Origin of the sequence: Pseudomonas sp. PSE1(2024) (assembly GCF_050990555.1) — a bacterium.
Lineage (GTDB): Bacteria > Pseudomonadota > Gammaproteobacteria > Pseudomonadales > Pseudomonadaceae > Aquipseudomonas > Aquipseudomonas aphyarum.
In genome coordinates, this window is sequence record NZ_CP158967.1 from 1941588 (window position 1) to 1957502 (window position 15915).

At 57.8% G+C, this 15915-nt stretch carries 14 protein-coding genes, 1 tRNA gene and 1 pseudogene; 11 read left to right on the forward strand and 5 right to left on the reverse strand.

Features of this window, described 5'->3' with window-relative positions; translation table 11 throughout:
- Positions 1 to 75: 75 nt before the first annotated feature.
- From ABTV87_RS08850 to ABTV87_RS08870, 5 genes are all read left to right on the forward strand, one after another.
- Positions 76 to 309 (forward strand): hypothetical protein, encoded by a 234-nt coding sequence (locus ABTV87_RS08850; protein ID WP_007959980.1) that lies wholly within the window; start codon positions 76 to 78, stop codon positions 307 to 309.
- Between the two features lie 210 nt (positions 310 to 519).
- Entirely contained in the window at positions 520 to 867 is a 348-nt protein-coding gene (locus ABTV87_RS08855; protein ID WP_007959978.1) for a ribonuclease E inhibitor RraB, read from the forward strand.
- Between the two features lie 477 nt (positions 868 to 1344).
- A complete protein-coding gene (locus ABTV87_RS08860) occupies positions 1345 to 2754 on the forward strand; it encodes a circularly permuted type 2 ATP-grasp protein (RefSeq protein WP_085690507.1) in 1410 nt (469 codons plus the stop codon).
- A gap of 12 nt (positions 2755 to 2766) precedes the next feature.
- The gene (locus tag ABTV87_RS08865; RefSeq protein WP_007959974.1) at positions 2767 to 3717 is read left to right on the forward strand and encodes an alpha-E domain-containing protein; all 951 of its coding nucleotides are present in this window, start codon (positions 2767 to 2769) and stop codon (positions 3715 to 3717) included.
- On the forward strand, positions 3714 to 4523 hold the full coding sequence (locus tag ABTV87_RS08870; RefSeq protein WP_007959971.1) for a transglutaminase family protein: 810 nt from the start codon (positions 3714 to 3716) through the stop codon (positions 4521 to 4523). The genes ABTV87_RS08865 and ABTV87_RS08870 overlap by 4 nt, the downstream gene beginning before the upstream one ends.
- Positions 4524 to 4537: 14 nt before the next feature.
- Here ABTV87_RS08870 and ABTV87_RS08875 read toward each other — a convergent pair whose 3' ends face one another.
- A complete protein-coding gene (locus tag ABTV87_RS08875; RefSeq protein WP_433899841.1) occupies positions 4538 to 5323 on the reverse strand; it encodes a c-type cytochrome in 786 nt (261 codons plus the stop codon).
- 624 nt (positions 5324 to 5947) lie between these two features.
- On the opposite strand from ABTV87_RS08875, the gene ABTV87_RS08880 reads away from it, so the two are divergent.
- The 3 genes from ABTV87_RS08880 (at position 5948) to ABTV87_RS08890 (ending at position 10133) form a co-directional block, all read left to right on the forward strand.
- On the forward strand, positions 5948 to 7153 hold the full coding sequence (locus tag ABTV87_RS08880; protein ID WP_433899261.1) for an acetyl-CoA C-acetyltransferase: 1206 nt from the start codon (positions 5948 to 5950) through the stop codon (positions 7151 to 7153).
- 17 nt (positions 7154 to 7170) lie between these two features.
- On the forward strand, positions 7171 to 9315 hold the full coding sequence (locus ABTV87_RS08885; protein WP_433899262.1) for a 3-hydroxyacyl-CoA dehydrogenase NAD-binding domain-containing protein: 2145 nt from the start codon (positions 7171 to 7173) through the stop codon (positions 9313 to 9315).
- 95 nt (positions 9316 to 9410) lie between these two features.
- Positions 9411 to 10133 (forward strand): amidotransferase, encoded by a 723-nt coding sequence (locus tag ABTV87_RS08890; protein ID WP_085608794.1) that lies wholly within the window; start codon positions 9411 to 9413, stop codon positions 10131 to 10133.
- 39 nt (positions 10134 to 10172) lie between these two features.
- Here the strand turns inward: ABTV87_RS08890 and ABTV87_RS08895 are convergent, their stop codons facing one another.
- The 3 genes from ABTV87_RS08895 to ABTV87_RS08905 all read right to left on the reverse strand — a co-directional run bounded on the left by ABTV87_RS08895 (position 10173) and on the right by ABTV87_RS08905 (position 12907).
- Complete coding sequence (locus ABTV87_RS08895; RefSeq protein ID WP_433899263.1) at positions 10173 to 11144, reverse strand: magnesium and cobalt transport protein CorA; 972 nt, start codon at positions 11142 to 11144, stop codon at positions 10173 to 10175.
- Between the two features lie 134 nt (positions 11145 to 11278).
- Positions 11279 to 12001, reverse strand: a complete 723-nt coding sequence (locus ABTV87_RS08900) for a 1-acylglycerol-3-phosphate O-acyltransferase (RefSeq protein ID WP_433899264.1) — start codon at positions 11999 to 12001, stop codon at positions 11279 to 11281.
- A 216-nt stretch (positions 12002 to 12217) separates the two neighbouring features.
- Positions 12218 to 12907, reverse strand: a complete 690-nt coding sequence (locus ABTV87_RS08905) for a crotonase/enoyl-CoA hydratase family protein (RefSeq protein WP_011333225.1) — start codon at positions 12905 to 12907, stop codon at positions 12218 to 12220.
- A gap of 307 nt (positions 12908 to 13214) precedes the next feature.
- On the opposite strand from ABTV87_RS08905, the gene ABTV87_RS08910 reads away from it, so the two are divergent.
- The 3 genes from ABTV87_RS08910 (at position 13215) to ABTV87_RS08920 (ending at position 15536) form a co-directional block, all read left to right on the forward strand.
- Positions 13215 to 13304: transfer RNA gene (locus tag ABTV87_RS08910), tRNA-Ser, on the forward strand.
- A gap of 193 nt (positions 13305 to 13497) precedes the next feature.
- A complete protein-coding gene (locus ABTV87_RS08915; RefSeq protein WP_433899265.1) occupies positions 13498 to 13710 on the forward strand; it encodes a hypothetical protein in 213 nt (70 codons plus the stop codon).
- Between the two features lie 146 nt (positions 13711 to 13856).
- Positions 13857 to 15536, forward strand: coding sequence for a tetratricopeptide repeat protein (locus ABTV87_RS08920; protein ID WP_433899266.1), 1680 nt, complete (start codon positions 13857 to 13859; stop codon positions 15534 to 15536).
- Between the two features lie 60 nt (positions 15537 to 15596).
- On the opposite strand, the pseudogene ABTV87_RS08925 reads toward ABTV87_RS08920, so the two are convergent.
- Positions 15597 to 15738, reverse strand: a pseudogene (locus ABTV87_RS08925) (site-specific integrase); the annotation flags it as partial.
- Positions 15739 to 15915: the final 177 nt, after the last annotated feature.

A 15915-nucleotide genomic window follows, 5' to 3' on the forward strand; every position in this document is an offset into this window, starting at 1 on the left:
CCTTTTGAACGATCAATCCTGACAAAAGTCGAGATAGGTGTAAGCCCATTTGCGGGTTTGATCGAGGAGGCTCCGATGTCAAAGTGGAAAGTCACTTTCGTGGACGATCATGGTGAAACGATCGACGAAGTCTTCGAGTGCGAGGAATGCCCCAGCCATGAACGGGCAGCCCGCCTCATCAAGGAACGGTTGCTGCCAGTCGCCGCCGAGCTTGACCTGAACGATCTGGAAGGGCGCACCGCCGATGCCGGCGTGAAAAGCCTGAAAACCCAGAACAGCATCGAAATCCGCAGCATCACCCCAATCTGAATCTTCATTTTCTTCATGTACCAGGCCTTGGCAGCGGCTCTATCTTGGGGCTACTCTGCAAGCGAGATCAGCGAACGGATCGCTAAGGTCTGGTCTTGTCAGCTACATGCTTGTTTCCCGCCGGCAACGCGGTTGCCGTAAGCACCCGGGCCCGTTGGGCCAGTGCAGGGAATACGGAAAGTCTATCCATCTATGCGAGGGGGACGATTCATGAGCACAGCCTATCAAGAAGACATCAGCAGCAGCGTGCTGCGCCGCATGAAAGAAGGCGGTTTCGATTTTTCCCGATTCCATCCCATCGAGTTCTACGCCATTTTCCCGGACGAGGAGCGGGCGCGCAGGGCGGCAGGCAAATTTCGCGGTGAATCCATCAATGCCCAGGTCAGTGCGCGCGACGACGGCGCCTGGTCTCTGGAATTGAGCAAGGTGATGTACGCAACCTACGACGACATTGGCGATTTCGAGCAGGGCTTTTCGGCGGTGGTCGAGCCCTTGGGCGGCATCATCGAAGGCTGGGGCGTGAAACAGGAGATCCGCAACCGGCACCGTTTGAACTGATCACTCTCGCAACACGTCTAGCTACGGCTGACCTTCGGGTCGGCCGTTGTCGTTTCTGCCGCCCCGAAAGCGCATGGCAAAACCCTGAAACAAGAAACCGGCGCAAAAAAAAGCCACCTGAAAAGGTGGCTGAAAGGGAAGACCGGAAGGAGAGGAAACCGGTCAGGGTTACGGCCGGGAGGGCTGCCGAGGCAAGCCGGATCAGTGAGGCTGCGTACTTCGTCAGCGACGTTTTTGCAGCGGATGCGCGGATTATCCGCAGCCGGCACCGGGCAGTGAAATCAACTCTGACTATGCTGGTGATAGGCGACGGGACTGCGTCGCAATGAAGCGGGGGCGATCAGGTTGGGGCATTTGCCGCACAGGAATGGTGCGGTGTGTGTGGCGTGAATATCCAACCGATTGAAATCAAAGCGTTTATGCCGATGGCACGGGCCTTGCGAAGGCCTGTATGTCCGGGGTGACAAGGAGTACGGCATGATCCGCACCTATTTTGATGAAATGTACGATGCCGGCGGCCAGGTTCGCCCGCATTATCGGGAGTTTGCCCGCTGGCTGGCCGAAACGCCTGACGAACTGCTGGCCCAGCGGCGGCGCGAGGCCGATCTGCTGTTCCATCGTGCCGGGATCACTTTCACGCTCTACGGGGACGAGCAAGGGACAGAACGCCTGATTCCCTTCGACACCATTCCGCGCAGCATTCCCGCCAGCGAGTGGCGGATCGTCGAGCGCGGCTGTATTCAGCGGGTCAAGGCGTTGAACATGTTCCTCGCCGACCTTTACCACGAGCAGCGCATCATCAAGGCCGGGATCATTCCCGCCGAACAGGTGCTGGCCAACGAGCAATATCAGTTGGCGATGCAGGGACTGGATCTGCACCGCGATATCTATTCGCACATCTCCGGCGTCGATCTGGTGCGCGACGGCGACGGCACGTATTACGTGCTCGAGGACAACCTGCGCACGCCGAGCGGCGTGAGCTACATGCTCGAAGACCGCAAGATGATGATGCGCCTGTTCCCCGAACTGTTCGCGGCCCAGCGCATCGCCCCGATCGACCATTACCCGAACCTGCTGCTCGACACCCTGAAAAGCTCAAGCCCGATCGACGACCCGAGTGTGGTGGTACTGACACCGGGACGCTTCAACAGCGCGTTTTTCGAGCATGCGTTTCTCGCCCGGGAAATGGGCGTGGAGCTGGTGGAGGGTGCGGACTTGTTCGTGCGCGACGACAAAGTCTTCATGCGCACCACCGACGGCCCGAAAGCCGTGGACGTGATCTACCGCCGGCTCGACGACGCGTTCCTCGATCCGCTGGCCTTCCGCCCGGATTCGATGCTGGGCGTGCCGGGACTGTTGTCGTCGTATCGCTCCGGCAACGTGGTGCTGGCCAATGCCATCGGCACCGGAGTGGCGGACGACAAATCGGTGTATCCGTTCGTCACCGAGATGATCCGTTTCTACCTCGACGAAGAGCCGATCCTGAAGAACGTGCCGACCTGGCAATGCCGCAATCCGTCTGAACTTTCCCATGTCCTGGCCAATCTTCCGGATCTGGTGGTCAAGGAAACCCAGGGCTCCGGCGGTTACGGAATGCTCGTCGGGCCGGCGGCGACGACCGCGGAAATCGATGCGTTCCGCGAGCGGATCAAGGCCAAGCCCCACGCGTACATCGCGCAACCGACGCTGTCGCTGTCGACCTGTCCGACCTTTGTCGAAAACGGCATTGCGCCGCGCCATATCGACCTGCGCCCGTTCGTATTGTCCGGTCGCGAAACCCGGGTCGTGCCCGGCGGTTTGACCCGTGTCGCCCTGCGTGAAGGCTCTCTGGTGGTGAATTCATCCCAGGGCGGCGGAACCAAGGACACCTGGGTGGTCGAGGATTGAAGGAAGCCTGCCATGTTAAGTAGAACTGCCTCGGATCTGTACTGGATGTCGCGTTACCTGGAGCGGGCGGAAAACCTCGCACGGATGCTCGATGTCAGCTATTCGCTGTCGCTGATGCCGCAGGACGGCCGTGGCGACGGTCTGCACGAACTGGCGATGCCGCTGTTGATCACCGGCACGCTGGACGATTACCTGGAACGCCACGGCGAGTTGCATGCCGAGCGACTGCTGCACTTCTTCGCCCTCGATGCGGCGAATCCGGCGAGCATCTATAGCTGCCTCGGCGCGGCGCGAGCGAGCGCCCACGCGGTGCGCGGGCGAATCACTGCCGACATGTGGGAGAACATCAACGCCACCTGGCTGGAAATTCGCGGGATCGCCAATCAGGGCCTCAGCCGCTACGGCATGAGTCGCTTCTGCGAGTGGATCAAGGAGCGTTCGCACCTGTTCCGGGGTGCGTCCTACGGCACCATCATGCGCAACGACGCGTTTCGTTTCATTCGCCTGGGTACGTTCATCGAGCGGGCGGACAACACCTTGCGCCTGCTCGATGCTCGTTACGAGATGGCCGGCGATCAGGCCGAAGCGGTCAGCGACGGCACCGCTCACGCCTATTACCAGTGGAGTGCGCTGTTGCGGGCGCTGTCATCGTTCGAGGCCTACACCGAGATCTATCGCGATGCGCCGGGCGCCCGGCATGTCGCTGAATTGCTGCTGTTGCGTGCTGACGTGCCGCGTTCGCTGCGGGCCTGTACCGAAGAAATCGACCAGATTCTCGCGCAATTGCCGGGGGCCAACGGTCGTCCTGCGCAACGACTGGCGGCGGAAATGGATGCGCGTCTGCGCTACACCGGCATTCAAGAAATTCTCGAGGAAGGGCTACACGCCTGGCTCACCGAATTCATCCCGCTGGTGCGCCAGCTGGGCAACGCCATTCACAGTTCCTACCTGGAGGCCGCATGAGACTTTCCATCAGCCACGAGACCACCTATCACTACGAAGATCAGGTGCGCGCGAGCATCCAGTACCTGCGCCTGACACCCCACGACAGCGAGCGTCAGCATGTGCTGAGCTGGCAGCTCGACCTGCCGCGCCCGGTGCGCGCCCAGCTCGATCCGTTCGGCAACATCCTGCATGTGCTGACCATGGACGAGCCCCACGAAGCGATCATCATCGGCGCCCGGGGGCAGGTCGATATCGACGAGTTGCGCGAAGCCGAGCACGAGAGTCAGTCGGCGCTGCCGTTCCTGCGTTTCACCCGGCTGACCGAGGCTGACGAGGCGCTGCGGGCGTTTGCCGAGAAGTCCTGCAAACAGCGCCGGGACCGCAATGCACTGATCGACCTGATGCATGGTTTGAACCAGCACATGACCTACAAACCGGGCGCCACCGAAGTCGATACCAGTGCCGCCGAGGCGTTTGCCGGGCGGGCGGGTGTTTGCCAGGATCATGCCCACGCGTTTCTGGCCTGCGCGCGCAGCCTCGGGGTGCCGTCGCGATATGTGTCGGGCTATCTGTACAGCGAGGATTGCGAGCATCTGGCCAGTCACGCCTGGGCCGAGGCCTGGATCGATGACGCGTGGTACAGCTTTGACGTGACCAATGAACTGGCGCGGCCGGAGCGGCACCTGAAACTGGCAGTGGGTCTGGATTACCTCGACGCCTGCCCAGTGAGGGGCATGCGCCGGGGCGGCGGCTCAGAGCAGATGCATGCGAAAGTGCTGGTGTCGCCCACACCAGCGCCAATCATTTCAGTGCAGCAGCAGTAAACGACGTAGTTGGCCTACTTGGCCGGCGCAACCTTGCGCCCGGCCATGTGCTGCAAATACCCCACCAGTTTCTGCAGATCCGCATCCGGCAATACCTCGGCGGAAAACCCCGGCATCTTCGCCTGAGGCCACTGGCGCAGACTCTGCGGATCGCGGATATAGCGCTTGAGGAAGTCCGCGCCGAAGTACTCGGTCGGGTTGTACGGAATATTCAGATCCGGACCGAACTGCGCATCCCCCGCGCCATTCAGACGATGGCAGGCCAGACAGTTCTTCTGGAACAGCGCAAATCCCTGATTCACCGGGTCATCGGCCTTCAACGCAGGATCCGGCAACAGGGCAGGGAAGCGCTCTGCCACCGGCGCCATGCGCTTGATGCTCGCCACTTCGAACGGCCATTGTTCCGGGCTGATATTGCCGGCCTGCGGATCGGTCCACACCAGATAGAACGGCCCGGCGCTGTGCTTGCCTTCCGACAGCGGCGGCCAGGGCTGCGCCGGATCCTCGATGGCGAGCCAGGCGCGTGAACCCTTGTTGTTCAGTAGCGGTGCGGCGGACAGCTCGGCGGCAAAACCGTCCAGCGCCACGGCTTGCAGGTGATCGTCCGGTTTGATGCCGATCAGCAGCGCGGCCATCGGCACGGCGCGATAAGTCATGTCCTTCTTGTAGGACACGTCATTCTTGATCGTGAGGGTTTGTACCTGAGGATGCTTGAGCAACTCGTCGGTCTGCCAGGTGCGGCTGTTCGCGCCCAGCTCCAGGTTCAGCTGCGCGGCAGACAGGGGCATGCTCAGCAGCATGGCCCCGAACAGAATGAGCGTTTTCAAGTGATCGCCGTCCGTGTCGTGGAAGTGCGCAAAGGTTGGCACAGCCACGCTGGCCCGGGTAGCGGGCCAGTCACATTTTCAGTGGCGATAAACAATACCTGCCGCTTGAATCAGCCGATGACCTTGGTCAGGTTCGGCAGAATCAACAACAGCGTCGTGGCGAAAAGAATGAGCCCTGCTTGCCGTACTTTCGGTTGTTTGAACATGGCTTGACCGCCTTTTTTGTTATTTCCTGATGCCTGCCTGCATATCCATGACGGCAAGCGCTGCACTTCCTGTAGCGAACGCCTGTCTCGGCAAAACCCGACGACAACGACGTACATCTTCACCTTAGGGCCCGCGTCACGCTTGGCTTAGATCCATTTCGTATGTATTTGCTACCTGTCGCGATTAAAAGGGCATGAGGCCCATTGCCAGCTTCTTTGCCGCCCGTTTGCTAGACAGCTCGCGCACCTGAACCGGTTAACCAAGACACGGATGACCGTCCGTCTGAGCGTGCGCGTCAACGTCATTGAGCGCTGTGGTCATTGAATCCATGGCCTGCGAAGACAACAGTGGCAGCACGAATTTCACTCACCGCACAGGTTCGAGGACGTCATGACCCAAGCTTTGATTTTCGACGCGTTACGCACGCCCCGTGGCAAGGGCAAGGCCGACGGATCGCTGCACAGCGTCAAGCCGGTGAACCTGGTGGCCGGGCTGCTGACCGCTTTGCAGGCGCGCACCGCGCTGGACACCAGCCAGGTCGATGACGTGGTGCTCGGTTGCGTCACGCCGATTGGCGATCAGGGCTCGGACATCGCCAAGACCGCCGTGCAGGTGGCCGATTGGGACGTCAGCGTCGCGGGCGTGCAGATCAACCGGTTCTGCGCCTCGGGGCTGGAAGCGGTGAACCTGGGGGCGATGAAAGTGCGCTCCGGGTTCGAAGACCTGGTGGTGGTTGGTGGCGTCGAATCCATGTCCCGTGTGCCGATGGGCAGCGACGGTGGCGCCTGGGCGCTGGACCCGCAGACCAACCTGCACAGCCACTTCACGCCGCAAGGCGTCGGCGCCGACCTGATCGCCACCCTTGAAGGCTTCAGCCGGCAGGACGTCGATGCCTACGCGCTGCACTCGCAGCAGAAAGCCGCTCGCGCCAGGGCCGACGGTTCGTTCAGCAAGTCGCTGGTGCCGGTGCAGGATCAGAACGGCATCATCCTGCTCGATCACGATGAATTCATTCGCGCCGAGTCGACCCTTGAAGGCCTGGGCAAGCTCAAGCCGAGTTTCGAAATGATCGGCCAGATGGGCTTCGACGCCACGGCATTGCGGGTCTACAGCCATGTCGAGCGAATCAATCATGTGCACACGCCGGGCAACAGCTCGGGGATCGTCGACGGCGCGGCGCTGATGCTGATTGGCTCCGAAGCGAAGGGGCGCGCGTTGGGTCTGCAACCTCGGGCGCGGATTGTCGCCACGGCGGTCACCAGCACCGACCCGACCATCATGCTCACCGGCCCGGCGCCGGCCACTCGCAAGGCGCTGGCCAAGGCCGGGCTGCGGGTGGGGGACATCGACCTGTTTGAAGTCAACGAGGCGTTCGCCTCGGTGGTGCTCAAATTCATCAAGGACATGGCTGTCGACCCGGACAAGGTCAACGTCAATGGCGGCTCGATCGCCATGGGCCATCCGCTGGGCGCCACCGGTTGCGCGATCCTCGGCACCTTGCTCGATGAACTGGAAGCCCGGCGCCTGCGCTACGGCCTCGCGACGCTGTGCGTCGGCGGCGGCATGGGCATCGCCACCATCATCGAACGCCTCTGACCCCAAGGAATCCTGTCATGACCCAAGCCATTCGTTACGAAAAAGGCCAGGACGGTATCGTTCTCCTGACCATCGACATGCCGGGCCAGAGCGCCAACACCATGAACGCGGTGTACCGCGAGGCCATGGCCGACAGCGTCGCCCGACTGCAGGCGGAAAAAGATGACATCGCCGGGGTGATCATCACTTCGGCCAAGAAAACCTTCTTCGCCGGCGGCGACCTGAATGAATTGATCAAGGTCGGTAAGCCCGAAGCCAAGGCGTTCTACGACATGGTGCTGACCCTCAAGGGCCAGTTGCGCACTCTGGAAACCCTCGGCAAACCGGTGGTCGCGGCGATCAACGGCGCGGCGCTCGGCGGCGGCTGGGAAATCTGCCTGGCCTGCCACCACCGCGTTGCGTTGGACGATGCATCGGTGCAACTCGGTTTGCCGGAAGTGACCCTCGGCCTGTTGCCGGGCGGCGGTGGCGTGGTGCGGATGGTGCGCATGCTGGGCATCGAAAAGGCTTTGCCGTATTTGCTTGAAGGCAAGAAAGTCCGTCCGCAGCAGGCGTTGCAGGCCGGATTGATCGATGAGCTGGCGGCGGATCGCGATGAGCTACTGGCCAAGGCCCGGGCCTGGATTCTGGCCAATCCTGCGGCCGTGCAGCGTTGGGATGTGAAGGGTTATCAGATTCCCGGCGGCACTCCGTCGAACCCGAAAGTTGCTCAGATGCTGGCGATTGCGCCGTCGATCCTGCGCACCAAAACCCAGGGCACGTTGCCGGCGCCGGAGAAGATTCTGTGCGCGGCTGTGGAAGGCGCGCAGGTGGATTTCGACACGGCGCACCTGATCGAAACCCGCTACTTCACCGAACTGACCACCGGCCAGATCTCGAAAAACCTGATCGGTACGTTCTGGTTCCAGCTCAATGAAATCAATGCCGGCGGTTCGCGGCCGCAGGGTTTTGCGCCTTATGTGACGAAACGCGTGGGCGTACTCGGCGCGGGCATGATGGGCGCCGGGATCGCCTATGTCAGCGCATCGGCCGGGATCGACGTGGTGCTCAAGGACATCAACCTCGCGGCTGCGGAAAAGGGCAAGGCGCATTCGGCGGCGTTGCTGGACAAGAAAGTCGCTCGCGGGCAGATGTCTGCGCAGCAGCGTGAAGCGGTGCTGGCGCGTATTCACCCGACCGAAAGCGATGCCGATCTGGCAGGTTGCGATCTGATCATCGAGGCGGTGTTCGAGGATCGTCAACTAAAGGCCAAGGTCTCGGCAGCAGCGCAACAGATGGTTGGCGCCGACGCTGTGATTGCCTCCAACACGTCGACCTTGCCCATCACTGGCTTGGCAACTGCGGTACCGGATCAGAGCAAGTTCATCGGCCTGCACTTCTTCAGCCCGGTGGAAAAGATGCCACTGGTGGAAATCATCAAAGGCGCGCAAACCAGCGACGAAACCCTCGCACGCGGGTTCGATTTCGTACTGCAAATCAAGAAAACTCCGATCGTGGTCAACGACAGTCGCGGCTTCTTCACGTCGCGGGTGTTCGGCACCTTCACCAATGAAGGCATTGCGATGCTGGGTGAGGGCGTCAGTGCGCCGATGATCGAGACCGAAGCGCGCAAGGCCGGCATGCCTGTCGGACCGCTGGCGATCTCTGACGAAGTTTCCCTCAGCCTGATGAGCCATATCCGTCAGCAAACGGCCAAAGACCTTCAAGCAGAAGGGAAACCGCTGATTGAGCACCCGGCGTTCGCCGTGATTGACTTGCTGCTCAACGAATACAAGCGGCCGGGCAAGGCCGCGGGAGGCGGTTTTTATGAGTACCCGGCGGGTGGGCAGAAACATCTGTGGCCCGAACTGAAAACCCGTTTCGAGAAAGCCGACGGGCAGATTTCGCCGAAGGATGTACGTGATCGACTGTTGTTCGTGCAGGCCATCGAAACCGTGCGTTGTGTGGAGGAGGGCGTGCTGACGTCGACGGCGGATGCCAACGTCGGCTCGATCTTCGGCATCGGTTTTGCGGCATGGACGGGCGGCGCGTTGCAGTTCATCAACCAATATGGCGTGAAGGACTTTGTCGCCCGGGCGCAGTATCTGGCGGAACAGTACGGCGAGCGATTCGCACCGCCTGCGCTGCTGTTGGAAAAAGCCGCGAAGGGCGAGTTGTTCTAACGGGGCGGGGACGCATTTCGGGGCTTGCCTTGCCGGGTGGTTTCAAGGCAGGCTCTGGGGTGTGCATTATTCCCATCACGTGTCAGGTATTTTTTATGTCGCTACGCATCTGCATTCTGGAAACCGACATCCTGCGTCCGGAACTGGTCGATGAATATCAGGGTTACGGGCAGATGTTCCAGCGCCTGTTCTCGCAACAGCCGATCGCCGCCGAGTTCACGGTGTACAACGTGATGCAGGGCGACTATCCGAGTGATGACCTGACCTTTGATGCGTACCTGGTCACCGGCAGCAAGGCCGATTCGTTCGGTACCGACCCGTGGATCCAGACCCTCAAGCAATACCTGCTGAACCGCTATGAGCGCGGCGACAAACTGCTCGGCGTGTGCTTCGGCCATCAGTTGCTGGCGCTGCTGCTGGGCGGCAAGAGCGAGCGCGCCACGCAAGGCTGGGGTGTCGGCATCCACAACTACAAACTGGCGGCCAAGGCACCGTGGATGAGCCCGGTGCGCGAGGAGCTGACGTTGTTGATCAGCCACCAGGATCAGGTGACGGCGTTGCCGGAAAACGCGACGGTGATTGCATCGAGCGATTTCTGCCCGTTCGCCGCGTACCACATCAACGATCAGGTGTTGTGCTTCCAGGGGCATCCGGAATTCATTCACGACTACTCGCGGGCGCTGCTGGATCTGCGTCAGGAAGCGCTGGGCGAGCAGGTGTACAGCAAGGGCGTGGCGAGCCTGGAGCATCAGCACCACGGCACCACCGTGGCGGAATGGATGATGCGCTTTGTGGCGCACAAGCCGACCGCTGCTTGAATCCAGGCACCCCCGTGTTTTGCACGGGGGCGTTTTTTCTTATAGCCAGCCCGATTTCTTGAAGCTCGCCCACAGGCTCACGCAGCCGACCGTGATAAAGCCCAGCACGCCGAAATAGCCGTAGTGCCAGCTCAGCTCCGGCATGTTCTGGAAGTTCATCCCGTAAATCCCCGCTACCGCCGTCGGGAACGCCAGAATCGCCGCCCATGCCGCGAATTTGCGCTGCACCAAGCTTTGCCGTGACGCCTCCAGCAACACGCCGATTTCGATGGTCTGGCTGGCGATGTCGGCCAGGGTGGTCAGATCTTCCATCTGCCGATTCACGTGGATCTGCACGTCGCGAAAGTAAGGGCGCATGTTCTTGTCGATGAAGGGGAAGCTCAGCTTCTGCAGTTCCTCGCTGATTTCCACCATGGGAGCGGCGTAACGGCGCAGGCGCAGGACGTCGCGACGCAGGCCGTGCAGCTTCTGGATGTCGTGTTCATTCAATGCGCTGCACAACACGTTGCGTTCCAGCTCATCGATCTCGGCATGGATCGCTTCGCCCACCGGCTGATAGTTTTCGATCACGAAATCCAGCAGCGCATACAGTACGAAATCTTCCCCGTGTTCGAGCAACAGCGGCCGCGCCTCACAGCGTTGACGGACATGGGCGTAGGACGCCGAGTGGCCGTTGCGGGCGGTGATGATGTAGCCCTTGCCGGCGAAGATGTGGGTTTCGATGAATTGCAGGATGCCGTGTTCGCGCACCGGCGAGTAGGTGACGATAAACAGCGCGTCGCCGAAGGTTTCCAGTTTCGGCCGGCTGTGCTTTTCCAGGGCATCTTCAATGGCCAGTTCGTGCAGGTTGAACTGGCGTTGCAGGTTGGAGAGTTCTTGGGCGTTCGGCTCTTCGAGGCCGATCCAGACGAAGTGGCCGGTCTTGGCGGCCCAGGCCGCGCCTTCGTCGAGGGAAATATTGGTGACTTTCTTACCGGCGCTGTAAACCGCAGCAGCAACAACTCGACCCATGGTGGTGATTCACTTCTTCTTGGCAGATGGCAGGGGAGACATGGCTTCAGCTTAGCCGTGTCGCTGCTTGAGAGTCAGTGAAATCTGCACAGTTCACCGGGCAAAAGAAAACCCGCACAGGGCGGGCTTCTTTTTCACGCGGCTTGCAGTTGCCGATCCATCGCATCGATGCATTCGCGCATCTGCTCGCGGCATTGGTTGATGAGCATGGGCATGTCGTCCATGGTCAGGCCGGCGGTAGGAATTGCCGGCAGCGAGCGTATGAGAATTTTCCCGCTGTGCCAGCGATTCAGGCGCATGTGCTTGATGTAGCTGCTGACACACACCGGAACGATCGGCACCCCGGCGGCAATGGCCATCTGGAACGCGCCTTTCTTGAACGGCAGCAATTCTTCACCCAGGTTGCGGGTGCCTTCCGGAAACACCCAGATCGAGGTGTCTTTGTGCTGCAAGGTGTCGGTGGTGGTCAGCATCGACTGGCGCGCCTTGTGCGCGTTCCCACGATCGATTAACACATTGCCCGCCAGCCAGAACAGCTGCCCGAACAGCGGCACCCACTTCAGGCTCTTTTTGCCGATGCACACGTTACGACGCGGCACCACGTTGCCGAACACGAACAGGTCGTAGTTGGACTGATGATTGGCGATGATCACGCAGTTGTCAGGCTTGTTCATCAGCGGGCCGACCTCGGCCTTCACTCGCAGACGTAAAATACACATCGCTGGCAGTGCATAGAGACGGGCGCACAGGCGACTGTTGTCCGGATTGAACGGGCGGCACAACCCGAGGATCACTCCGAGGATCCCCGCCAGAATAAAGTGCAGGCCCATCAATAACATACGAAACACAAACAGCATTTTCAGGCCCATCGGGACAAAAGGTGGCGCAGTGTACGGATGTGCACTGTTTTCGGCAATTGCCGCTATAGAGTCCGGAGATGGGCGATGTTTAAGCGCATGTTTCCGACTTGTTGGTCAGAGGCGTCCTAGAGCTGCTGCGGAGTTTTCAACGGGGCGTGCAAGAAAAAGCCCGACACGACGGTCGGGCTTTTCTGAAGCGGTGCGAGCCGGGTATCAGCCGAGATGCTCCTGATCCTGGATGATGGCGTTGTCCAGGGTTTCCAGCAGCGCCTTGCGCACTTTCAGCTTGGTGTTTTTGTGTGCGGTCATGTTGATCTTCTTCAACTGACGCGCGGCGGCAAGGGCGGCGCCTTGCAGTTCTTCGGCCGCAACCACTTTATCGAGGAAGCCGGCATCCACTGCGCTTTGCGGATCAAACATCTCGCCGTTGATCACCGAGCGATGGAAGGCCGAACGACGCAGACGATCACGAGCCAGCTCGATGCCGGCGTGGTGCATGGTCATGCCGATCTGCACTTCGTTCAGACCAATGCTGAACGGGCCGTCGACACCGATCCGGTAATCGGCGGACAACAGAATGAACGCGCCCTTGGCCACGGCATGCCCCGGGCAAGCAACGATCACCGGGAACGGGTGCGACAACAGGCGGCGGGCCAGGGTCGAACCCGCAGTCACCAGGGACACGGCTTCTTTAGGGCCGGCGGTCATCACTTTCAGGTCGTAGCCGCCAGAGAGAATGCCCGGCTGACCGGTGATGATCACAATGGCACGATCCGCCACCGCCTGATCCAGCGCCGCGTTGAAGGCCGCGATCACGTCCGGGGAAATGGCGTTGACCTTGCCGTTGCTCAGGGTCAGGGTCGCGATACCGTCTTCGAGGTGGTAGGCAATCAGGTCGCTCATGGCGCAATTCCTTATAAGAAAGATGGGCAGACGTTACCCACCGTCGCCGGTCAGGTAAAGCACTGTGACTGACCCGCCAGTCACCGTTTACCGGTCTATGCGCTGCAACACGCCCCGCGCCTGACGCCTGCGCACCTATATAGAAGGGCCGCGCCCACCCAAGATTGGCCGGATTGCCATGGCCCCTAGAAGGTGGAAGCGACTTTTTCTCTTAACCGCATGAAAATTCTGAAAAAAAGTTTGCCATCAGAAAAGCTTTCGACTACATTAGCGCGCCTCGACAGACAGAACATGTTTGAAGAGATACGGTGAAGTGTCCGAGTGGCTTAAGGAGCACGCCTGGAAAGTGTGTATACAGGAAACTGTATCGAGAGTTCGAATCTCTCCTTCACCGCCACATTCAGTAAACACAAACCCCTGATTTTCCTAGAGAAAGTCGGGGGTTTGTGGTTTTTGGCGTTTGAAAAAAGGCCATATGGGACTGGTGCACAGTTCTGGTGCAAAAGAGGCCCCGTAGAGCGTGGACGTAGGGCCAACCAATCCGGTTGCATGGGCTAGGCTTTCCAACCCCTCATTCTAGGACGGGACCAATGCCCGACACATCAGATTCCAAAATCGTCATGGCAGACGCTCTGACGTTCCTACTGCACAACCAGCACGCCATCGGCGCGGCAATTGATGAGGTGACGAAATGGTTTTCAGAGAATGGCGTAGAAGATGTTGCTCTTAACGCAATAATGGCTATGGAAACCTTGGACACGAATGCGAAAGCAATCGGAGATGCGATAACGCGATTACGGTAGTTGTAGCAAGGCGTTCCTGCTTCTGGCGGCACGAACGTCTGACAGCTATAAGTGCATACGGACGTCGATAGATGACAAGATCTTTGCTTCCATAGTGTAAAGTTTTAAATAAAGACTAATTCTGTTTATCAAGGATGGCATTATTGATGTATAAGTACGACAAAAATACAAAGTTTGGTGTGTGTGTTTTTTTTACAATTAATTTGATTTTATTTACTATCCCTACCGCATTTGCTACAGAGGAAAAGTCTAATGCGGAACTAGATGCTTTCAAAGTTATTTCTCAATTGCGTTTGGAAAATGCTCGTGATCTTCTAAAAAAAGATATACAAACTTTGTCGGTGCGTGTTGATGCTCAAGATAAAAGGATTGATAGCCAGAATTCTCATATTGATCAAAGTCTAAGCTTACTCAGTATTGTTCTTGGCGTGTTGGGTATTGTCTTTGCGGTGGGGAGCTTTGTCGGGTATTTTTCGGTTCGTAGTAGAGCGTTAAAGCAAGCAGAGGCAAGTGCAGAGGAATGGTTTAATAAAAACGCTGCGAATATACAGAGTGAAATTGAATCTCTTCGAGATAAACTTAAAGAGTTAGAGCGAGCGGCTGATACAAACTTTATAAATCACAAAGAAAAAATGAAAGAGAAAGAAACTTTAGCGGATAAGGCGGTTGGTGATCTTCAAAAGCTCATAAGTTCATCTCCAAATGTCGAGGGGGAAAAAAGCACTGATGGAAATAGCAGTCGAGCTCAACCTCTATCTGATAAGATCTCTGAAGCATTAGCTCAAGTAGCTATGGCTACAAAGGACAAGCCTGAGAGTAAGTTTGATTTCAATGACTATAACTTCAGAGCATTCGACTCTTTCAGGAATGGTGACATAGAAAGTGCAATTCAATTCTGGCGCGCAGCTGCTTATCATCACACAGCAACTTCAGATGCAAGCTATCAAGCTTTGCTAAACGTCGGTCGCGCTCTCGATCTGTTAGCTCGTCATGATGAAGCGATATCAGTGTTTGATGACATACTCGAACGCAACAGCCAGCAGAACTCGGAAAACTCTAAGGCCATCGAAATACAGGCCCTTAATGGAAAAGCACTTAGCTTGGCAGCGAAGAATGAATACGATCTTTCTTTAGAAGTCTACAACTTGATACTAGATAAGATCTCGCGTGCGGGTAGTTCATTGTCGAAGGAGCTTATTGTTGAGTCGTTGGGGAATAGGGCTGTTGCTCTGGAACGCAAGGGTGAGTGCGAGGAGCCGCTCAAGATTTATGATGGAATTTTGAAAGAGTATAGCGGCAAAGGGTCTGATGATTTGCATCAGATGTTGTTGAATATAACTGTCAGCGCGCTAAGGACACTTGCCAGACTAAGGCGTTACGAAGAGTTTGATGCGCGTTTTGAGAAAATGGTTTCGGAGTTCGGGGAGAAAAAAACGACTAGAACTAAACGCTATATTAGTCTTGCATTAAATAGCAAGGGTTTTAGTTTGTTATGTCTGGCGAAGGAAGGTTGGCTCGACGAAGAGAGTCGAAATACTACTCTGGCAAACGCTCGTACGCTTTTCGAAGAGGGAGTAGAACTTAATCCAACTAATCCGAATATTTTTGGAAATCTCGCATATTGTAAGCATCTGTTAGGTTTGCCTGAGTCAGATCTTAAGTGGCAGCTGGGCAGGGCCGTCGAATTAGGGGGCAAAAATCTCTACGAAGATACTTTGGGCGACCTTGACATATTTCCTGTTAGTGAGGTTGACGAGGCTTTTCGCAGGATATTGGACGACGTTATGAGTGCCTATCAATCAAAAGAGGGAAGAGGTGTTTCTTGAGTTGAAAACTGTATAGCTACCAGTACGCTTGGTAGCTATGTTTTCTTATGACTTTTCGCTCTAAATTCCCAAAGCTAGCTGCAACATCCCTACCACGTCGGATCTGTCTTCGTTGATCCAAGTTCCATAGTGTTGGCGGATCATGTTTAGTTTGGTCAACCTGTTCGGCGATCCAGTCGATTGACGCTACGCGTGGAGTAAGCGCGATATTCTGGATTTACTGGAGCAGATGAATTCTCAGCTTGTTGTACACACTCATGGTCCAACACCTCCACCTGTGAATGCTGACGCCTTCACAGGCGCAGCGCTCATCGCTGCTCAGTTCGGTGCGAAATTAAAAGTAATTACTGAATTGCCATAGGGAACTTCAATTGACGCA